We start from the raw sequence: 17,619 nt of genomic DNA, 5'->3' as shown, positions 1-17,619 counted from the left end.
CCCACGCCGATTCCACCCCTCTTGGTAGTCTCAGGATGCAGACATCGACGCCGAGGAGTTTTCGTGGCAAACCCCCTTTCACCTGGTTCGCTGACGGGCAAGCGCGCCCTCGTCACCGGCTCGTCGCGCGGGATCGGCGCCGACACCGCGCAGTACCTCGCCGAGGCGGGCGCGAGTGTCGTCATCAACTACCGCAACAAGGAGGCGCGGGCCCAGAAGCTCGTCGACTCGATCGTGGAGCAGGGCGGGACGGCCATCGCCGTCGGCGCCGACCTGACCGACTCCGACTCCGTCGCGGCCATGTTCCGGACGGTCGCCGACGCGTGGGGCGGCCTCGACATCCTCGTGCTCAATGCCTCCGGCGGCATGGAGTCCGGCATGGCAGAGGACTACGCCATGCAGCTCAACCGCGACGCCCAGGTGAACACGCTCACCGCGGCGCTCCCGCTTCTCGGCGACGGAGCGCGCGTCGTGTTCGTCACCAGCCACCAGGCGCACTTCATCCGCACGACGCCGACCATGCCCGAGTACGAGGCCGTGGCGCTGAGCAAGCGGGCGGGGGAGGATGCGCTGCGCGCGCTGCTCCCGTCGCTCACCGAGAAGGGCGTCGAGTTCGTCGTCGTCTCCGGCGACATGATCGAGGGCACCATCACGGCCACCCTGCTCAACCGTCTCAACCCGGGCGCCATCGACGCCCGCAAGGAGGCCGCCGGCCGCCTCTACAACGTCAGCGAGTTCGCGGCCGAGGTCGCGTCCGCCGTCGTCGACCCCATCCCCGCCGACCACACGCGCCTCGTCGGCGACGTGTCCAGCTTCACGCCGGTCGTCGAGTGAAGCCCGCCGATCTCGGTCTGCTGACCGGCGTCTCGACGCCGACGGTCCACCCCGGCGGCGCGAAGGCCGTGGTGTCGGTGACCCGGCCGTCCCTGGAAGCCGACGCGACGGTCGGGCAGCTGTGGAGCATCCCGCTCACCGGTCACGCCGCGCCGCGCCTGCTGACCCGCGGGTTCCGCGACACGGCGCCGCGATTCTCGCCCGACGGACGCCTGCTGGCGTTCCTCCGTGCCGAGCCCAAGAAGCCGCCGCAGCTGTTCGTCGTCGACGCCGCCGGCGGCGAGCCGGTCGCCGTCACCGACCGCACCCTCGGCGTCTCCGAATTCGCCTGGTCGCCCGACGCGCGGACGCTCGCCTTCGTCAGCCGTGTGCCCGAACAGGGCCGCTACGGCACGGTCGAGGGCATCGACCCGAACGGGGAGCCCGCCCGCCGGATCGATACTTTGAAATATCAGGCGAACGGTCTCGGGTACGTCACCGACCGGCGCGCCCACGTCTTCACCGTGCCGGTGCCGGATGTGTGGGCTGCGCCCATCCCGGATCCCGCACCGAAACCGGACGGGTCGACCGATCCCGCGCCGTCGGTCGCCGAGCCGCGTCAGCTGACCGATGGTCCGTGGGACGACGGCGCGATCTCGTTCTCGCCGGACGGCCGGAGCATCGCCTTCGTCTCAGAACGGCACGCCAGCCGCGACCTCGACCTCCGGTCGAACGTGTTCCTCGTTCCGATCGATGGGGGAGAGGCGCGTGATCTGACCGGCTCGCACGGGTCGTACAGCGTGATCGCCGCGCACTACGCCGACGGTGGCGCCCTGTTCTTCACCGCGCAGGATGTCGGCCAGACCGGGCGCGACTTCGTCGCGAAGAACGCCGCCCTGTACGTGATCGACGCCGCTGGTTCCGCGCCGCGCCGGCTGACCGACCCGGAATCGGTCGACTTCACCGAGTCCGACATCGCGCCGCGAGCCGATGACTCGGTGCTCGTGCTCGACCGCAGTCGCGGTGCGCTCGTGCTCACCGAGGTGAACACGGCGGGGGAGAGCCGGCGTCTCACCGACGACCACACGGTCGTGGGCGGTGCGGATGCGGCGGGTGAGACGATCGTGGCCTCGTTCGCCGACGTGCGGACGACCGGAGACGTCGCCGTCGTTGAGGGCGCCGGTCTGCGCCGCCTGACCGACTTCTCGGCTCCGCTGCGCTCGACAGGCATCATCGAGCCACGTGAGCTCACGGTCACCGGCCGCGACGGCTATCCCGTGCACGGCTGGGTGCTGGTCCCCGAGGGCGACGGGCCGCATCCCGTGCTTCTCAACATCCACGGCGGGCCGTTCGCCTCGTACACGCACGCGCTCTTCGACGAGGCGCAGGTGTACGCCGCGGCCGGCTATGCGGTCGTGATGTCGAACCCGCGCGGTTCGGCCGGCTACGGTCAGGAGCACGGCCGGGTCATCCGTCAGCGGATGGGCACGGTCGACCTCACGGACGTGCTCGACTTCCTCGACGGCGCCATCGCCGAGGTCCCGGGCCTCGACGCCGAGCGCGTCGGGATCATGGGCGGCTCGTACGGCGGCTACCTCACGGCCTGGACGATCGCGCACGATCACCGCTTCGCCGCGGCGATCGTGGAGCGCGGATTCCTCGACCCGGACGCCTTCGTCGGAACCAGCGACATCGGCAGCTTCTTCGGCGACGAGTACACCGGCACGGACCCCGAGCTGATGCGGTCGCAGAGTCCGCAGGCCGTGGTCGACCAGGTGCGCACGCCGACGCTCGTGCTGCACTCGTCGCACGATCTGCGCTGCCCGCTCGGGCAGGCCGAGCGCTACTACGCGGCGCTCAAGCGCAGGGGAGTGGAGACCGAGCTCGTCATCTTCCCGGGCGAGGACCACGAGCTGAGCCGGAGCGGGCGGCCGCGCCACCGCCGGGAGCGGTTCGACATCATCCTCGACTGGTGGGCGCAGCACCTCCCGAGCCGCAGCAACCACCGGTAGGTCGCGCGCGATTCGTGCCGAATGTGCGTTTCGCGCGCGCCTTTCCGCACATTCGGCACGAATCTGTCGTAGTGGATCGTATACGATCAGGCGACGCGGGGCGAGGCGGCAGGGGAGTCGGTCGCCTTCAGCACCTCGCGTCCGAAAGTGAATGCCCGCACGATCCCGATCACGCCCAGGACGATCAGCGAGAACGCCGCGAAGAACAGCAGGAACACCGCGGACGACGCAGGCAGCACCAGCACGACGATTCCGGCGATGATGCTCAGGATGCCGAACGCGATGGCCCAGCCGGACGACGCGGCGCGTCCGGATTCGGCCAGCGCCATGACGCCGTCGATGATCCAACCGACGCCGATGAACGCGATGGCGAAGATCACCAGCGTCACCGCTGCCGCTGAGACGTTCTTCAGCGCGACGATGCCGGCGAAGATGAGCAGGACTCCGAGAACGATGTTGAGCGCTCTGGACCCGCCGCGCATCCCGCGGGTGAAGATGCCGATCCCGAGACGCATGATCCCGGCGACCAAGAAGTAGATCCCGAGGAAGATCGCCAGCACCGACAGCGTCTTCTCGGGCCAGAACAGCAGGACGATGCCGAGGATCAGCGAGACGGCGCCGCTGACGCCGAGCGCCGTGCGTACGGCGTTGATGGCCGTACGGGTCATGTGCTGGGCATCCAGCGAGAATTCATGCAGCATCGGGTCGGTCGGATCTGTAGCGCTCATCACGTCATCCCTTCGAGAGCGGCGGCCGCTTCACAGGCGGTTCGCTGCTGACACTAGCGCGCCGTATGCACGCTGTCAGGAGTGCGAATCCGTCGTGTCGTCGCGGGATATCGTTACGCTGATAATGCACATTATGTCAGCTCGACGCGAGAGCAGCCAGTCAGTTGATGGTGTGGAGTCGCGTGGCCGCACGCGCGACGAACTCCGAGCCCCAGCCCGGGTTCTGTGACCAGATGGTCTCCTCCGTGTCCGCGATGTAATCGGCCGGGGCTCCCCGTGTGGCGGGGCTGGTACCAAGCCGGATCTCCACGTCGGACGCCGTGAAGCGAAGCGCACCCTGCTGGCTGAACAGCGGATGAAGCGTGACGGTGGTCTTGTCACCGAAGGTGGACGCCGTGGCTCCCCCGAGCGTCCAGTTGTACCAGGCCCCCTTCGGAGTGGTCGCACCCAGATCGACACTCGATACGTCCGACGCCACAATGAGTGCAGCATCGTACGAAGGAATGCTCCCCTGGCCCAGGATGACGCCCAGCCGGCCGCGGTGCACGACGAGGCGCACATCGAACAGAAGAAACTCCTCGAGGCTCGACGCGTCAGCCATGTCGACGGCCGGAACCGGAAGGTCGCTTCTGGACCCGACCTGAAGCTCGTCGCCGAACGTCACCATATGGACATCTCCCCCAATTGCTGTGCGTGCCGGGATGCAGCGCATCCTCGCGCTCAGAAGCTATCACCGGCTCCAGGACCACTCGAACCCGCTCCCCCATACTCTCGTTCAGCCGCTCGGATGCGAATTGGGCGGTCCGTCCCAGTAGCCGTGTGACACGTTGTTGTCGTATCTCACCAGGTCGTCGGCGCGCTCGAGTGATGGGCAGACGGCCATGAGCCGCCGCTTCGACGGATCCAGGTCCCACCGGATCAGCAGGTACTGGTCTCGGCCTCCCCTGTCTGTATAGCGTCGGATCACCGCCTTCGGCACGACGGCGTCATCGCGCATCACCAACCAGGTGTCGCGGTCGTAGCGAATAGGCTTCGGGCGCGTCACCACTCCATTAGAACATATGTTCGAATGTCTGTGACCGCGCCCGTCGGGAAGGCCGAGCCACTAAGCCGCTGGCGAACGCTCCCCCGGCGTCGCCTCGGGACGCGCACACTCGTGTCATGTCGAATGCCGATGCCAATCCCGATGCGGGCGCCTTGGACGCGTACTCCACGGTGGTCGTGCGCGTCGCCGCCGCCGTGAGCCCGGCGGTCGCCGCCGTGACCGCGCGCACGGCCCGAGGCGTGGGCCTCGGCAGCGCCACGGTCGTCTCGGCCGAGGGACACCTCCTGACCAGTGCGCACGTCGTGGAGAGCGCGACGAGCGTCGACCTGGCCTTCGGGGACGGAACCAGGGTGCGGGCGCGAGTCGTCGGGCGCGACCCGCTGTCCGACCTCGCGATCCTGAAAGCCGACGAACCCACGCCGCCACCGGTCGAGCTGGGCGACGCCGCCGCACTTCAGGTCGGACAGCTCGTGGTCGCGGTCGGCAATCCGTTCGGCCTGGCGGGAAGCGTGACAGCCGGAATCGTGTCTGCGCTCGGTCGCTCGCTGCCGACCCGCGCCGGGCGGGTGGTCGACGAGGTCATCCAGACCGACGCCGCCCTGAACCCCGGGAACAGCGGTGGAGCGCTCGCGGACAGCTCGGCCCGCATGATCGGTGTGAACACCGCCGTCGCGGGAACCGGGTTGGGGCTCGCCGTGCCCGTGAACGCGACGAGCAGGCAGATCATGAACACCCTCATGCATGAGGGGCGCGTGCGCCGCGGCTGGCTCGGCATCGCGGGCGCGGAGATCGCGCTCCAGGAGGCGGTCGCCCGCAAGGCCGGCGCCCGCACCGGAATCCAGGTCATGACCGTCGTGCCGAGCAGCCCGGCGGACCTCGCGGGCGTCCGGCCCGGCGACGTGCTGATCTCGCTCGACCGGACGCCGATCCACTCGGTTGCAGACCTGCAGCGTCTGATGATCGCCAGCACCATCGGACGCCGCCTCGAGTTGACCGTGTGGCGCAACGGTGCCCTCGTCGACGCGGTCGTCGAACCCACGGAGCTCGCTGACGCGTGATCGACGCATCGCCGCGTTTGGCGGCACCGGGCGGCCGAGCCTAGGAGCTCACTCGCCCGCTACGCGGACCAGGGCTCCGCAGCGTGCGCGAGCCACACCTGCTGCGGCTCGAAGGAGCGGATGAGGCGCTGGCCTTCGGTCTCCGGGGTATCGAGCTCACCGAACCACACGGCCGTGTCGCCGGCGATGACGATGGGCCGCTCCCCCGTCTCCACCACGACGATCTGGGAGCCTCGCGTGTGCCCGGGCGCCGGGACCAAGCGGACGCCGGGCAGGAGCTCGAGTTCGCCGTCGACCGGCGTGTACTCGACGCCGGGCGCATCCACCCACTCCCGGATCGTGTAGTCCTCCTGCGTGCGCGCATCCTCGAGTTCCGCCCGCTGCACGTAGATCGGGCGTCCGGCGAAGAGGTGGTTCCCGCCGCAGTGGTCGAAGTGCAGGTGCGTGTTGACGACCGCGGTGATGCTGTCGAGGCCGACGTCCGCGTGCTCGGTGAGAGGCTCCAGCTGCGGATCCATGTCGGCGACAGCAGGATGCAGCGCCGTCAGCCCGGTGTCGACCAGGATGCGGACGTCCGGGTGGTCGACGAGATGGACGAACACCGGAAGCCGCTCATCCTCCCCCACGAGCAGGCTGGCGACGCGGATCGGGGTGACAGTCATAGACGTGGTCATCCGGTCACAGTACCGGCAACGGGCACAAAAAATGCGAGGAATATCACCTCGCATTTCCAGAATATATCAGGCCAGGGGGCTTGCCACAAGAGCCCCCTCCCCCGGCAGACTGCACTCTCGGCCGATTCCAGCAGAAGGGCAGAGCATCGTGAGCATCGTCGTCGCCAATCAGACCATCACCGCCGACGGCTACGCCGCCGGCATCAACCAGACCGAGGAGCGCCCGTTCGGCGAGGACGGCGGAGACGGATGGGGTGACCGGCTCCACGCGTGGATGTTCGACCAGGGCGACGAGAACCGAGCCGAGGTCGAGCAGATGACCGGCGCCCGCGCACACATCATGGGGCGCAACATGTTCGGTCCGGTCCGCGGCGAGTGGGACCGTGACTGGAACGGGTGGTGGGGCGACAATCCGCCGTTCCATGCTCCGGTGTTCGTGCTCACCCACCACGCGCGCGACCCGCAGCCCATGGAGGGCGGCACGACGTATCACTTCGTCACGGACGGCATCGAGTCGGCGCTCGCGCAGGCGCGCGAAGCGGCGGGCGACAGCGAGATCTCGATCCAGGGCGGCGCGGACACGATCAACCAGTACCTCGCGGCCGGGCTGGTCGACGAACTGCGGCTGCACATCGTCCCGTTCACTCTCGGTGCCGGCGCCCGCCTGTTCGACGGTGTGCCTCCGCTCGATCTGGAACAGGTGTCCGCCCGCGCGGCGAGCACGGTCGTCCATGTCACGTATCGGGTGTCGCGGAAAACGACGGGGAGCAACTGATGGCCACCGTGCTGTACATGTCGGTGTCGGTCGACGGATACGTGTCGACGCCCGACGACTTCCTCGGCGGGGACGACGGCAACCGGCTGCACGACTGGTACGCACCCGGCGGAGACGAGGATGCACTGACCGGCGAGGCCAAAGCCCTCGCGGGAGAGCTCGACCGGATCGGCTCGGTGGTCACCGGGCGACGCACCGCGGAATTGATGGACCATTGGGGCGGCGACGTCCACAACGGCGTTCCCATCTTCATCCCGAGCCATCGGCCGCCCGGGCCGGCAGCCCGCTGGGGCTACCCGAACGTGACCTACGTGCTCGACGGCATCACGAGCGCGATGAAACAGGCGGTCGCCGCCGCAGGCGATCGCGATGTGTACGTCCAGGGCGGCTACACCGCACAGAAGGCGCTCGAAGAAGGGGTGCTGGATGAGATCCAGCTCCACCTGATCCCGGTGCTGCTGGGCGGCGGGCATCGCCTGTTCGACGTGCTGCCTTCCGAGATCGAGCTCGAGATCGTGAAGGTCATCGACACGCCGCATGCCACCCACATCCGTTACCGGGTACTGCGCTGACCCCCTCCTATCCCCCTTTCCTTCACTGATCGGACCGCGATGACCCTTGCCCTCCCGTCCCTGTTCGCCCTCGACGCCCATCCCGCCAAGGCCGCACCCGAGCTGATCGATGACGATGCACGTCACTTCGCTCGGATCGAGGCGCGTCTGGCAGCCGAGCGCGCGGAGGTCGACGGCCGCCTCGCCGTGCTGCTGGCGACACCCGGCGGCAACGGGCAGGAGGCGTACGAGCGGGAGGTGGAGATCGTCCGGCTGAACCGGCGCGCACGGCTGCTGCGCCGGTTCGGGGCGGACCTCTGCATCGGGCGGGTGGTGGCCGACACGGGAACGATCTACATCGGTCGCGTCGGCTTGGCGGACTCGGACGGCGAGCGGCTCCTGGTCGACTGGCGCACCCCGGCGGCCGAGCCGTTCTTCGGTGCAACGCTCGCGCATCCGATGGGGCTGACCTCTCGGCGCCGCTATCGCTGGACCGACCGCCGCGTGACGGACTATTGGGACGAGACGTTCACCGAGACGGCCGCCTCCTCCCCTGCCGCGCTCGACGACCAGTCCGCGTTCATCGCCAGCCTCGGTGCGAGCCGGACTCCCCGGATGCGGGATGTGCTGGGCACCATCCAAGCGGACCAGGATGCGATCATCCGCGCCGACGGCCAGGGCACCCTGGTCGTCGACGGCGGCCCGGGCACAGGGAAGACGGTGGTCGCGCTGCACCGCGCCGCCTACCTCCTGTACTCCGACCCGCGCCTGCAGAGCGGGCACGGGGGCGTACTGTTCGTCGGACCGTCGCACGCGTACACCGACTACGTCGCCGACATCCTGCCGGGGCTCGGTGAGGAGGGCGTGCGCACCTGCACGCTCACCGACCTGGTTCCGGAGGGCGCGGAGGCCGTGCCCGAGGCGGACCGCCGCGTCGCGCTGCTCAAGGGCGACGGTCGGATGCCCGAGGCCGTGGAGGCCGCCATCAGCCTGTCCGAGCGGCCGCCGTCGCGCCCGACCGTGCTCTACACCCCGTGGGGCGAGCTCCGCGTCGGCCCGCGGGAGTGGGCCGAGGCGCTCGCCGCGGCAGACCCGACCGCGCCGCATAACGACGCGCGGGCGGAGATCTGGGAGGCCCTGCTCGACATCCTGGTCGATCTCGTCTCGACGCGGAACGGCGAGAGTGACGCAGGGAGTCACGGCCGGTGGAGCGCCGAAGGGTGGGGCGACGCGGGATTGGATGACGCGGGATGGGATGACGCGGGATGGGATGACGCAGCGTCCTCTCGTGACGACGACGCCCCGCGCTGGGGGTTCGACGACGAGGAGGAGTTCGACGCCTACGGGCTCGCCGGCGGAAGGACGGACGCCGACGCGATCCGTCGCACGCTGACCGACGGCACCGACCTGCCCGCGATGGTCGACGCGGTGTGGCCGCTCCTCGACCCGGCCGCGATCGTCCGGAGGTTGTGGAGCTCGCCCGCTCTGCTGCTGCGCTGTGCGCCGTGGCTGACCACCGACGAGGCGGCGCTGCTCCAGCGATCGCCGTCCGACCCGTGGACCCTCTCCGACCTTCCGTTGCTCGACGCGGCCCTGCAGCGCGCGGGCGACCCCGAGCGGGATCGTCGCCGCCGCGCGGAAGCAGCGCGTGCCGCCGCCGACCGGGCCGTGATGGACGACGTCATCCACGACCTCATCGCGACGGACGACTCCGACCTCAAGACGATGTCGATGCTGCGAGGCCAGGACCTCCGGGCTGCACTGGACACGTACACCGGCCCGGCCGCGTCATCCACCGAGCTGCTCGCCGGCCCGTTCGCGCACATCATCGTGGACGAGGCGCAGGAGTTGACGCCGGCGGAGTGGGCGATGGTCACCCGGCGCGTTCCGTCGCACAGCCTGACGGTCGTCGGCGACCGCGCGCAGGCACGGCACGGCTTCCGGGAGAGCTGGACCGAGCGCCTCGCCGGGGTCGGGCTGCCGGACGCGACGGTGGCGACGCTGTCCGTCAATTACCGGACACCGGTCGCCGTCATGGAGCAGGCGGCGCCGGTGATCCGCGCCGTCCTGCCCGACGCAAACGTGCCGACGTCTATCCGCGACAACGGCATCCCGGTGCGGCATGCGCGGGCTTCCGACCGCGACCGCATCCTCCGCGCCTGGCTGGGTGTCCACGCCGAGGGCACCGCCTGCGTGATCGGCGACGATTCGTTCGCGGGCATGCCGCGTGTCCGCTCTCTCAGCGCCGTCGAGGCGAAGGGGCTCGAATTCGACCTCGTGCTCCTCGCGGAACCCGGTGCACGTCCCGGCGGCGCCCTGCTCGATCGCCCGGCAGTCATCGAGTCGGCGGTCGACCGCTACGTCGCCATGACCCGCACGACCGGCGAACTGGTCATCCTCGACGCGTCCGACTACTGACTTCCCGCCCCGCTCCCCCGCTGCGATACTGCGGGCACCATCCGCCCGGACGTAGCGCCGGCCCGGCTCAGGAAGGCGCCCGCATGAACGGTGATCAGTTCCCAGTGCTCGGCGGCATTCTGATCCTCGCCGACCTCGCCATCCGTATCGCGGCCCTCATCATCGTGCCGCGCGATCGCAAGCCCACCGCCGCCATGGCGTGGCTGCTGGCGATCTTCCTCATCCCGTTCATCGGCATCCTGCTGTTTCTCCTCATCGGCAATCCGCGCCTGCCGAAGAAGCGACGGGAGAAGCAGGATGAGCTGAACCGCATCATCACGGACCGCGCGCAGGGCATCGAACTCGTCGACGGGCGCGGCTCCTGGCCGGACTGGTTCGGGTCGCTCGTGCGGCAGAACCACGAGCTCGGCGCACTGCCCGCGGTGGGAGGCAACGCGGCGACGCTGATCGGCGACTACCGCTCGTCGATCGACGCGATGACCGCGGACATCGAGACCGCGTCCCGGTTCGTGCACGTGGAGTTCTTCATCGTGTCGTGGGATGCGACCACGAAGCCGTTCTTCGCGGCGATGGAACGGGCGGTGCAGCGCGGTGTGACCGTACGCCTCCTCGCCGACTACGTCGCCTCCCGCCGGGCGGTCGACAGCGACAAGACGTTCGCCGAACTCGACCGGATCGGCGTGAAGTGGAGCTGGATGCTCCCGGTCCGCCCGTTCTCGGGCGAGTACCAGCGCCCGGATCTGCGCAACCACCGCAAGCTCGTCGTCGTCGACGGCCTCGTCGCCCACATGGGGTCGCAGAACCTCATCGACCGCAGCTACAACACCCCGAAGAACCTCAAGCGCGGGTTGCAATGGCAGGAGCTGATGACGCGGATCACGGGCCCGGTCGTCGCCGAGACGAACGCCGTGTTCCTCTCCGACTGGTACCTCGAGACCGGCGAACTGCTCGGGTCGGACGCGCAGGTGAGGGCGGTGGATGTGCCCGCCGACCCCTCCCCGGACGCGCTCGTCTGCCAGGTGGTCCCGAGCGGACCGGGGTACGGCGAGGAGAACAACCTCCGCCAATTCCTGACGCTGGTCACGTCGGCGCAGCGGAAGGTCATCATCACGAGCCCGTACTTCGTGCCGGACGAGGCCATGATGTACGCCATCACGACGGCCTGTCAGCGTGGTCTGGAGGTGCAGCTCTTCGTCTCCGAGGTCGGCGACCAGGGCGCTGTCTGGCACGCACAACGGTCGTACTACGAGCCGCTGCTGCGCGCGGGCGTGCAGATCTGGTTGTACCCGGCGCCGTACATCCTGCACTCGAAGCACCTGTCGATCGACGACGATGTCGCGGTGATCGGGTCGAGCAACATGGACATCCGCTCGTTCGCGTTGAACTCCGAGGTGACGCTGCTCGTGCACGGCCGCTCGTTCGTCGAGCAGATGCGCGCGGTCGAGCAGGGCTATCGCGACGCCGGCAGGCAGCTGACGCTCGAGGAGTGGAAGCGGGAGCCGAAGTCGGCCACCTTCCTGGATGGCGTCGCCCGGCTCACCTCGGCGCTGCAGTAGGCGCGCGATGTCCCGCCGCCGGGAGAATCGAGTCGCCTGAGATCCGTGCTCCCGGCGTAGCCTGCGCACATGGCCCTCGGCATCCGCCGCGCTCCATCGGCTTTCGAAGGAGCACACCATGGCCGCCCACACCGACATCACGCCTCCGACGACGGCGGCTCCGCCCTTGCGGCACCGCATGTCACCGTCGAGACGGGTCTCCCTGACCGTCGGGATCCTGTACGTGATCACGTTCGTGTCCATCCCCACGCTCGGGCTGTACGCGCCCATCAAGAACAACGTCGGCGGATTCATCCTCGGGGCGGGCAGCACGACCGCCGCGCAGTGGGGCGCGTTCTCCGAGGTCATCGTGGGAGTCGCCGGCATCGGAACCGCCATCGTGCTGTATCCCCTCGCCCGACGGATCAGTCCGACGGCCGCCCTAGGCTTCGTCGCCGCCCGGCTCGTGGAGACCTGCCTGATCTTCGTCAGCGTCGTCAACCTGCTTACGATGATGACGTTGCGCGCGGACCTGGCCGGCACCCCGGGGATGAGTCCCGCGCTGACGACGATGGGCCACGGCCTGCTCGCGAACTACACCTGGACATTCCTTCTCTCGCAGAGCCTGATGCCGGTCGCGTGCGACCTGTTCATCGGCTACCTGCTCTTCCGGTCGGCGATCGTCCCCCGCTTCTTCCCGATCGTCGCCTTCATCGGCGCACCGCTGCTCCTCGCATCCGACATCGCGGTGTTCTTCGGCGCATACTCCTCGGTGGCTCCGCTCGCCGTCCTGGCCGCGTTGCCTGTCGCCGTGTTCGAGCTCTCGCTGGGCGTGTGGCTGATCGTGAAGGGCTTCACACCGCGGCCGGTGACCGCCGAGTTCGACACGGGCCGGCAGGTCGCGGCGAACTGAGCGGTCAGTCGGCGGCCCGGCGCTCCCGCTGGCAGCAACGATGGGCCATCGGATCGGACACCCTCGGATCATAGGGGATGCGCCCGCCTGCGACCCCGCTATGAGCCGCTTGCGGCGCTCTCAGACTGCGGCCGGGGTCTTGCAGCCGCGTCATCGACTCGCGCCGTAGCGTCGCATCCGAGAGGAGGCGGCCGATGATCGCCCTGTCGCACGATCCGTCGGGTGGACGGCTGCTGGCGTCACTCCGCGCGCTGCGCGAGCCTTCCGCCCTCCGCGCACCGGTCGTCGCGCGCGAGCTGCGGAGCCCTCGCCTCCGGCTCCGCCCGTATCGAGTGACGGACGCGGCCGACTGGATGCGCATCGAAGGGGACGAGAGGATCCGGTGCGGGCTCGGCTGGCCGATCCGCACCGAGAGGGAGGCCCTCCGGCATCTCCGAGATCGCACGCGCCATGTGGCGCTCTCCGTTCCCGGGGACCTCCTCGTGCTCGCCGTCGAACGCGACGGCCACGTGATCGGCGACGTGTCCCTGCACCTGCGCACGACCGCGGCGGAGACCCGGACCGCCGAGATCGGCTGGCTGCAGCTGACCAGCGCCTGCGGACACGGGTACGCGACGGAGGCGGCGAGGGCGATGCTGGAGTTCGCCTTCCGCGACCTGGAGGCCGCGGTCGTGACGGCGGTGATCGACAGCAGGAACGCGACGTCCGCCGCGCTCGCCGTGCGACTCGGGTTCCTCGCCGCGCAGGACACCGGACGGCGGAGGACGTTCGTGCTCACGGCCGTCAGCGCTGGGCTGACCCTGGTGCAGAAAGCCCAGCGCTGCGAAGAGCGGTAGGGACGGATCAGGCGCAGTCGTAACCCTCCCGGGAGCTCAGACCGCCTCCGGGTTCCAATGGTCGCGCAGGTCGCTCCGGCTGCCGAGGCCCAGTTTCCGCAGGGCGCGGTAGACGTGATTCTCGACCGTCCGCACGCTCAGGTAAAGGCGCGTCGAGATCTCCCGGTTCGTCAGCCCCGACCGAGCGAGCAGAGCGACTTCGCGCTCCCGGTCACTCAGGCCGCCGTCGCCGTCGAGTCGACCACTGGGATTCGCGGACAGCGACGCGGCGACCCGCTCCCCCACCAGCGTGCTCCGGTCGGCGGGGCTCAGTGGTGCCTTGCCGACCGCATCCCGCCGCCGGTCGATGAGGTGCAGGGCGGTGGCGGTCAGCCGGAGGTCGTTCCCGGGCGGCGCGGTCCGCAGCGCGGCGGCAACCGCGTCCGGGTCGCCGGCGGCAAGGGCGGTGTGGAGGCGCGCCCGGCTGTCGAAGAGCGCGGCCTCGCTGGAGCTCGCGACGCGGGCGAACCGCTGTGCGCGCTGGTCGCTGAGCGGCGCACTGATCGCGCTGAACCGGCGGAGCGCGGCGGCGACATACCCCTTCTCGAGGTCGGCCTCCCCCGCCCGCCACAGCAGTTCGTCCGCCTCGTCGGGATCGCCCTCCGCCGACGCGAGGTGCGCCCGACCCCATTCGGCCTGCACGCCGAACAGCGGACGGTGGCCGTCGTCGAGCGCATCCAGCTCCCTCTGAAGCACCTCGGCCAGCTCGGTGTTGCCGCTCTGCGCCTGCACGACCGCGCCCAGCGCGACCAGTCGTGGGTAGGTCCGGTTGTCCGGCCCCGGCGTCCCCTGGCGGAGCACCAGAGAGATGGTCCGCCAGGTCGCCGCGAGGTCGCCCTTCAGGTACAGCGCTTCGGCGAGACCGACCGAGTGGATGCGGATGCCCACCGCATCCAATTCGGCGTACGCCTGCTCCAGCCGCTGCCGCGAGAGCTGCTCGGCCTCGTCGACGCGGTTCAGCATGAGCAGCGCGTCCGCCCGCTGGGCGTCGAGGTAGCGGTTCGCGTGCCGGAGGTGGCGCGAATCGGGCAGGCCGTCGAGGAGTTCGAGCACGCGGGCGGGGCGGCCGAGCTCGAGCAGCAGCCAGCAGTGCAGGTTCGCGGCCCAGGCCCGCGCGAATCCACTCGGCTGGTCGGCCAGGCAGGCGTCGAGCAGGTCGGCGGAGAGCGTCGCGCCCTCTGCCGGCGCGCGTACGACCGACCAATACGTGCACAGAAGGATGTGGTGGGCGCCCACCAGCGCCTCGCACCGCGCGAGGAACGCGGCGATATCGCGGTCCGTCGCCCCCGACCAGATCAGCCACTGCAGCTGGAGCAGGCAGAACTCGGCGCGTGCCGCCTCCGCGTCGTCGTCGCGCAGCACCGTGTCCGCGAACACCTCCGCGAAGGCGTCCGTGTCCGGCCGGCTGAGCAGGGTGTGCAGGTAGACGATCGCGTTCCCGATGCCGGGGTCGGCCATCCACCGCGTCCGCGCCTCCGCCTGCTCGCCTGCAACCCGCTGCTCGACGTGCGACGCGAGGTCGGTCGCCCAGCGCCAGTAGTCGTCGACCTGCGCCCGGTCGCTCACGTACAGGCGGTCGGTCGCGCTGTCGGGAGCCGGCAGCGGCGGCGTGGACGTGGATGCGGCGCCCAGCACCGAACGCACCCGGTCGGTCAGCTCGGCGCGGCGGAAGTCGGATGTCCGTGCCCGGAGCGCGCGACCGAGGGCCGGGGGCGACACGCTGACCAGCCGGCCGTCCGTTCCGCGGTGGAGGGCGATCCGTCCGCGTTCGGCGAGCCGGTGGAGCGGCACGGTGCCGACCAGGAGCTCGGCGTCGTCCGACGCGATCGACCCGGCCCAGGCGAGCGCTTCGAGCGCATCCAGCTCGTCGGTTCCGAGCCGGGAGGTCAATGCGTTGGCGACCGCGTCGAGCGGGATGCCGTCCAGCGGACCGGTCTGCGTCCACACGCCGTCGACCAGGTCGATCGCGCCCGCCCAGCGCCCGCCGTCGACGAGCGCGGTCGCGACGCGCGGGTTGCCTCCGGAGTGGGTCGTGATCGCGGTGATCAGCGCGGAATCCGGCGTGCCGGACAGGCGCCAGGTGAGCAGCGACGAGATCCCCCAGTATCCGAGCGGGGCGATGCGGACCTGCGCGGGAGACCGCTGGCCGATCAGGTGCCGCACGGGTCGAGTGGCGCCGTCTGCGTTTTCCCGACTGTTCCGGTCGAGCGGCAGGTCGAGTCCGGCGGTGCCGACCAGTCGGCTGCTCGTGGTCTCCAGCAGGCGCTCGACGACGAGCACCGACTCCTGGTCGAGGAGGTCGATGCCGTCGATGAGGATGACGTTGCTGCGGCCCTGCAGTTCGGGTGTCAGGATGCGCACGATCTCCGCGGGCACCCAGCGGTGCTTCGGCTGGTCGAGCGCGACGAGGTCGTGGAACAGGAACGGCGCGAGAGCCGTGTCGCGGCTGGACCGCGAACCCGACAGCATCAGGACGTTGGTGCCGCGGTCGAGGAAGAGCTCGCGCAGCTGCTGCGCGAGGTGCGTCTTGCCCGCTCCGTCGTCGCCGAGGACGAGCACGTCCTGACCGTGCGAGACCCAATCCCGCGTCGCGATGATCGCGGGGTTGCTCGAGGCGCTCTGCCCCGCGCCCACCACGTCGGCCCACTCACGTTCCTGCTGCGTCGCCACTCGCATCTGTCGCTCCCCTGATCTCCCCGGACGGCGGAGCTGGGATCAGTCCGCCTACTCAGGAGGACGAGGTGAGAATGCTGGCATTACGGCGACTCAGCGAACACTCAGATGCTGTTCAGCCTGGCGAGCGAGCAGCGAGTGGATGGCCGTGGCGATCCGGGCGGACGCGGAACCGTCGCCGTAGGGGCTCGGCGTGCGGGCCAGTTCGGCGTGCTTCGCGGCCAGGCCGTCCAGCCATTCGTTGACGATGAGGGAGATCTCCGGTCCGGGGTTGGTCCGCTCGGCGAACGTGCCGATGACCTCGGGGCGCTCGGTCGAGGCGCGCACGACGAGGAGCGGCCGCTTCAGTACGCTGCACTCCTCCTGGACACCGCCGGAGTCGGACACCAGCACGGCCGCGTTGCCCGCGAGCGCCAGGAACTCCGCGGGCGGAACGGGGTCGATCACCGTCAGCGGTGCGAGCAGGTGCGACAGCCCCGCCTTCTCGATCCGGGAGCGGGTGCGGGGATGCAGCGGCGCGACGACCTCGGCGTCGATCTTCGCGAGTTCCTCCAGGATCGTGGTGAGCACCTCCAGCGGGTCGGTGTTCTCCGGCCGGTGGAAGGTGGCGAGCACGTAGCGGTTCGGCGTCAGCCCGTGCGCGTCGAGCACGGCGGAGGCGGCGCGGTCGTCGAGGCGCTGCGCATCCACCGCCTCGACCACGGTGTTGCCGGTGAGCAGCACCCGGCCCGCCGCGACGTTCTCGGCGCGGAGGTTCGCCACGTTGGTGGAGGTCGGTGCGCAGAGGAGGTCGGAGAGGTGGTCAACCATGACGCGGTTGTGCTCCTCGGGCATGGCCCGGTCGAAGCTGCGGAGGCCGGCCTCCACGTGAATCAGTGGGATGTCGTGCGCGTTCGCCGCGAGGGCACCGGCGAGGGTCGCATTGGTGTCGCCCTGGACGACCACCGCCCGCGGCGGGCGCTCGGCGAAATGCACATCCAGCTGGTGGAGGGCCGACGCGACCTGGACGGCACGGGTGGCTCCCCCGACATCCAGCACGGCCTCGGGCTCGGGCAGGCCGAGCGAGGACCACACGTCGCCGGAGAGCGCCGGGTCGTAGTGCTGTCCGGTGTGGAAGACGCGTGCCTGCTCCCCCAGCTCGGCGATGATGCCGGCCAGCTTCACCATCTCCGGTCGCGTGCCGAGCACGACCGCGATTCCGGTCCGGGCGGGTGTTTCCATGGGAGGGTTCCTTTCAACAGGGGCGGGTTCAGCGTTGTCCGCGATCCGGGCGCTGAGCGCGGGATCGGCGGGCATTGGGTAGTGGATGTGCGGCCCAGGCGGCGCGGCTGAGTAGTCGGCCGGGGTGGTGAGTGGGGCGGCGGTGAGTGCGGCGGCGGTGAGTGCGGCGGCGGTGAGTGCGGCGGCGGTGAGTGGGGCGGCGGTGAATGCGGCGGCGGTGAATGCGGCGGCGGTGAATGCGGCGGCGGTGAGTGGGGCGGCGGTGAGTGGGGCGGCGGCGAGTGGTGGATGCGGTGAGCGGTCGTGAGTGGTGGTGGCCGCCGGTTGA

At 70.1% G+C, this 17,619-nt stretch carries 15 protein-coding genes; 9 read left to right on the top strand and 6 right to left on the bottom strand.

Annotation, left to right across the window (positions count from 1 at the left end):
- The first annotated feature begins 63 nt into the window (after positions 1-63).
- Together J2Y42_RS13935 and J2Y42_RS13930 are read left to right on the top strand one after the other, a co-directional pair.
- Positions 64-834, top strand: coding sequence for an SDR family oxidoreductase (locus J2Y42_RS13935; protein WP_309859768.1), 771 nt, complete (start codon positions 64-66; stop codon positions 832-834).
- Positions 831-2,825 (top strand): S9 family peptidase, encoded by a 1,995-nt coding sequence (locus tag J2Y42_RS13930; protein WP_309859766.1) that lies wholly within the window; start codon positions 831-833, stop codon positions 2,823-2,825. The genes J2Y42_RS13935 and J2Y42_RS13930 overlap by 4 nt, the downstream gene beginning before the upstream one ends.
- Positions 2,826-2,911: 86 nt before the next feature.
- Here J2Y42_RS13930 and J2Y42_RS13925 read toward each other — a convergent pair whose 3' ends face one another.
- The 3 genes from J2Y42_RS13925 to J2Y42_RS13915 form a co-directional block, all read right to left on the bottom strand.
- Entirely contained in the window at positions 2,912-3,553 is a 642-nt protein-coding gene (locus J2Y42_RS13925) for a DUF308 domain-containing protein (protein WP_309859764.1), read from the bottom strand.
- A gap of 160 nt (positions 3,554-3,713) precedes the next feature.
- The gene (locus J2Y42_RS13920) at positions 3,714-4,220 is read right to left on the bottom strand and encodes a hypothetical protein (RefSeq protein WP_309859762.1); all 507 of its coding nucleotides are present in this window, start codon (positions 4,218-4,220) and stop codon (positions 3,714-3,716) included.
- A 108-nt stretch (positions 4,221-4,328) separates the two neighbouring features.
- The gene (locus tag J2Y42_RS13915; RefSeq protein WP_309859760.1) at positions 4,329-4,598 is read right to left on the bottom strand and encodes a hypothetical protein; all 270 of its coding nucleotides are present in this window, start codon (positions 4,596-4,598) and stop codon (positions 4,329-4,331) included.
- A 116-nt stretch (positions 4,599-4,714) separates the two neighbouring features.
- On the opposite strand from J2Y42_RS13915, the gene J2Y42_RS13910 reads away from it, so the two are divergent.
- Complete coding sequence (locus tag J2Y42_RS13910) at positions 4,715-5,656, top strand: trypsin-like peptidase domain-containing protein (protein ID WP_309859758.1); 942 nt, start codon at positions 4,715-4,717, stop codon at positions 5,654-5,656.
- A 59-nt stretch (positions 5,657-5,715) separates the two neighbouring features.
- Here J2Y42_RS13910 and J2Y42_RS13905 read toward each other — a convergent pair whose 3' ends face one another.
- A complete protein-coding gene (locus tag J2Y42_RS13905) occupies positions 5,716-6,318 on the bottom strand; it encodes an MBL fold metallo-hydrolase (protein WP_309859756.1) in 603 nt (200 codons plus the stop codon).
- A 160-nt stretch (positions 6,319-6,478) separates the two neighbouring features.
- Here J2Y42_RS13905 and J2Y42_RS13900 point away from each other — a divergent pair, with 160 nt between their 5' ends.
- The 6 genes from J2Y42_RS13900 to J2Y42_RS13875 all read left to right on the top strand — a co-directional run bounded on the left by J2Y42_RS13900 (position 6,479) and on the right by J2Y42_RS13875 (position 13,358).
- Complete coding sequence (locus J2Y42_RS13900; protein ID WP_309859753.1) at positions 6,479-7,105, top strand: dihydrofolate reductase family protein; 627 nt, start codon at positions 6,479-6,481, stop codon at positions 7,103-7,105.
- Positions 7,105-7,677: a dihydrofolate reductase family protein gene (locus J2Y42_RS13895; RefSeq protein ID WP_309859751.1), complete on the top strand. Its 573-nt coding sequence runs from the start codon at positions 7,105-7,107 to the stop codon at positions 7,675-7,677. Before J2Y42_RS13900 ends, J2Y42_RS13895 begins: the two co-directional genes overlap by 1 nt.
- 39 nt (positions 7,678-7,716) lie before the next feature.
- Positions 7,717-10,074 carry a UvrD-helicase domain-containing protein gene (locus J2Y42_RS13890; RefSeq protein ID WP_309859748.1) on the top strand — a complete coding sequence of 786 codons (2,358 nt, stop codon included), beginning with the start codon at positions 7,717-7,719 and terminating at the stop codon, positions 10,072-10,074.
- A gap of 83 nt (positions 10,075-10,157) precedes the next feature.
- Positions 10,158-11,630, top strand: a complete 1,473-nt coding sequence (gene cls, locus J2Y42_RS13885) for a cardiolipin synthase (protein WP_309859745.1) — start codon at positions 10,158-10,160, stop codon at positions 11,628-11,630.
- Between the two features lie 118 nt (positions 11,631-11,748).
- The gene (locus tag J2Y42_RS13880) at positions 11,749-12,522 is read left to right on the top strand and encodes a DUF4386 domain-containing protein (RefSeq protein WP_309859744.1); all 774 of its coding nucleotides are present in this window, start codon (positions 11,749-11,751) and stop codon (positions 12,520-12,522) included.
- Positions 12,523-12,716: 194 nt separating this feature from the next.
- Positions 12,717-13,358, top strand: coding sequence for a GNAT family N-acetyltransferase (locus J2Y42_RS13875; RefSeq protein WP_309859741.1), 642 nt, complete (start codon positions 12,717-12,719; stop codon positions 13,356-13,358).
- Between the two features lie 36 nt (positions 13,359-13,394).
- Here the strand turns inward: J2Y42_RS13875 and J2Y42_RS13870 are convergent, their stop codons facing one another.
- Positions 13,395-16,073, bottom strand: coding sequence for a LuxR C-terminal-related transcriptional regulator (locus tag J2Y42_RS13870; RefSeq protein ID WP_309859739.1), 2,679 nt, complete (start codon positions 16,071-16,073; stop codon positions 13,395-13,397).
- A gap of 90 nt (positions 16,074-16,163) precedes the next feature.
- Positions 16,164-17,291, bottom strand: coding sequence for a non-hydrolyzing UDP-N-acetylglucosamine 2-epimerase (gene wecB / locus J2Y42_RS13865; protein WP_309859737.1), 1,128 nt, complete (start codon positions 17,289-17,291; stop codon positions 16,164-16,166).
- Positions 17,292-17,619 lie beyond the last annotated feature (328 nt).

It is taken from the genome of Leifsonia sp. 1010 (assembly GCF_031455295.1).
GTDB lineage: Bacteria > Actinomycetota > Actinomycetes > Actinomycetales > Microbacteriaceae > Leifsonia.
This window is presented reverse-complemented; position numbering and strand designations above follow the sequence as displayed.

Excerpts from the sequence above, each read along its gene's own strand:
- J2Y42_RS13925 (WP_309859764.1), bottom strand. The coding sequence starts at position 3,553 with ATGAGCGCTACAGATCCGACCGACCCGATGCTGCATGAATTCTCGCTG.
- J2Y42_RS13920 (WP_309859762.1), bottom strand. The coding sequence starts at position 4,220 with ATGGTGACGTTCGGCGACGAGCTTCAGGTCGGGTCCAGAAGCGACCTT.
- J2Y42_RS13910 (WP_309859758.1), top strand. The coding sequence starts at position 4,715 with ATGTCGAATGCCGATGCCAATCCCGATGCGGGCGCCTTGGACGCGTAC.
- J2Y42_RS13905 (WP_309859756.1), bottom strand. The coding sequence starts at position 6,318 with ATGACTGTCACCCCGATCCGCGTCGCCAGCCTGCTCGTGGGGGAGGAT.
- J2Y42_RS13895 (WP_309859751.1), top strand. The coding sequence starts at position 7,105 with ATGGCCACCGTGCTGTACATGTCGGTGTCGGTCGACGGATACGTGTCG.
- J2Y42_RS13890 (WP_309859748.1), top strand. The coding sequence starts at position 7,717 with ATGACCCTTGCCCTCCCGTCCCTGTTCGCCCTCGACGCCCATCCCGCC.
- cls (WP_309859745.1), top strand. The coding sequence starts at position 10,158 with ATGAACGGTGATCAGTTCCCAGTGCTCGGCGGCATTCTGATCCTCGCC.
- J2Y42_RS13880 (WP_309859744.1), top strand. The coding sequence starts at position 11,749 with ATGGCCGCCCACACCGACATCACGCCTCCGACGACGGCGGCTCCGCCC.
- J2Y42_RS13875 (WP_309859741.1), top strand. The coding sequence starts at position 12,717 with ATGATCGCCCTGTCGCACGATCCGTCGGGTGGACGGCTGCTGGCGTCA.
- J2Y42_RS13870 (WP_309859739.1), bottom strand. The coding sequence starts at position 16,073 with ATGCGAGTGGCGACGCAGCAGGAACGTGAGTGGGCCGACGTGGTGGGC.
- wecB (WP_309859737.1), bottom strand. The coding sequence starts at position 17,291 with ATGGAAACACCCGCCCGGACCGGAATCGCGGTCGTGCTCGGCACGCGA.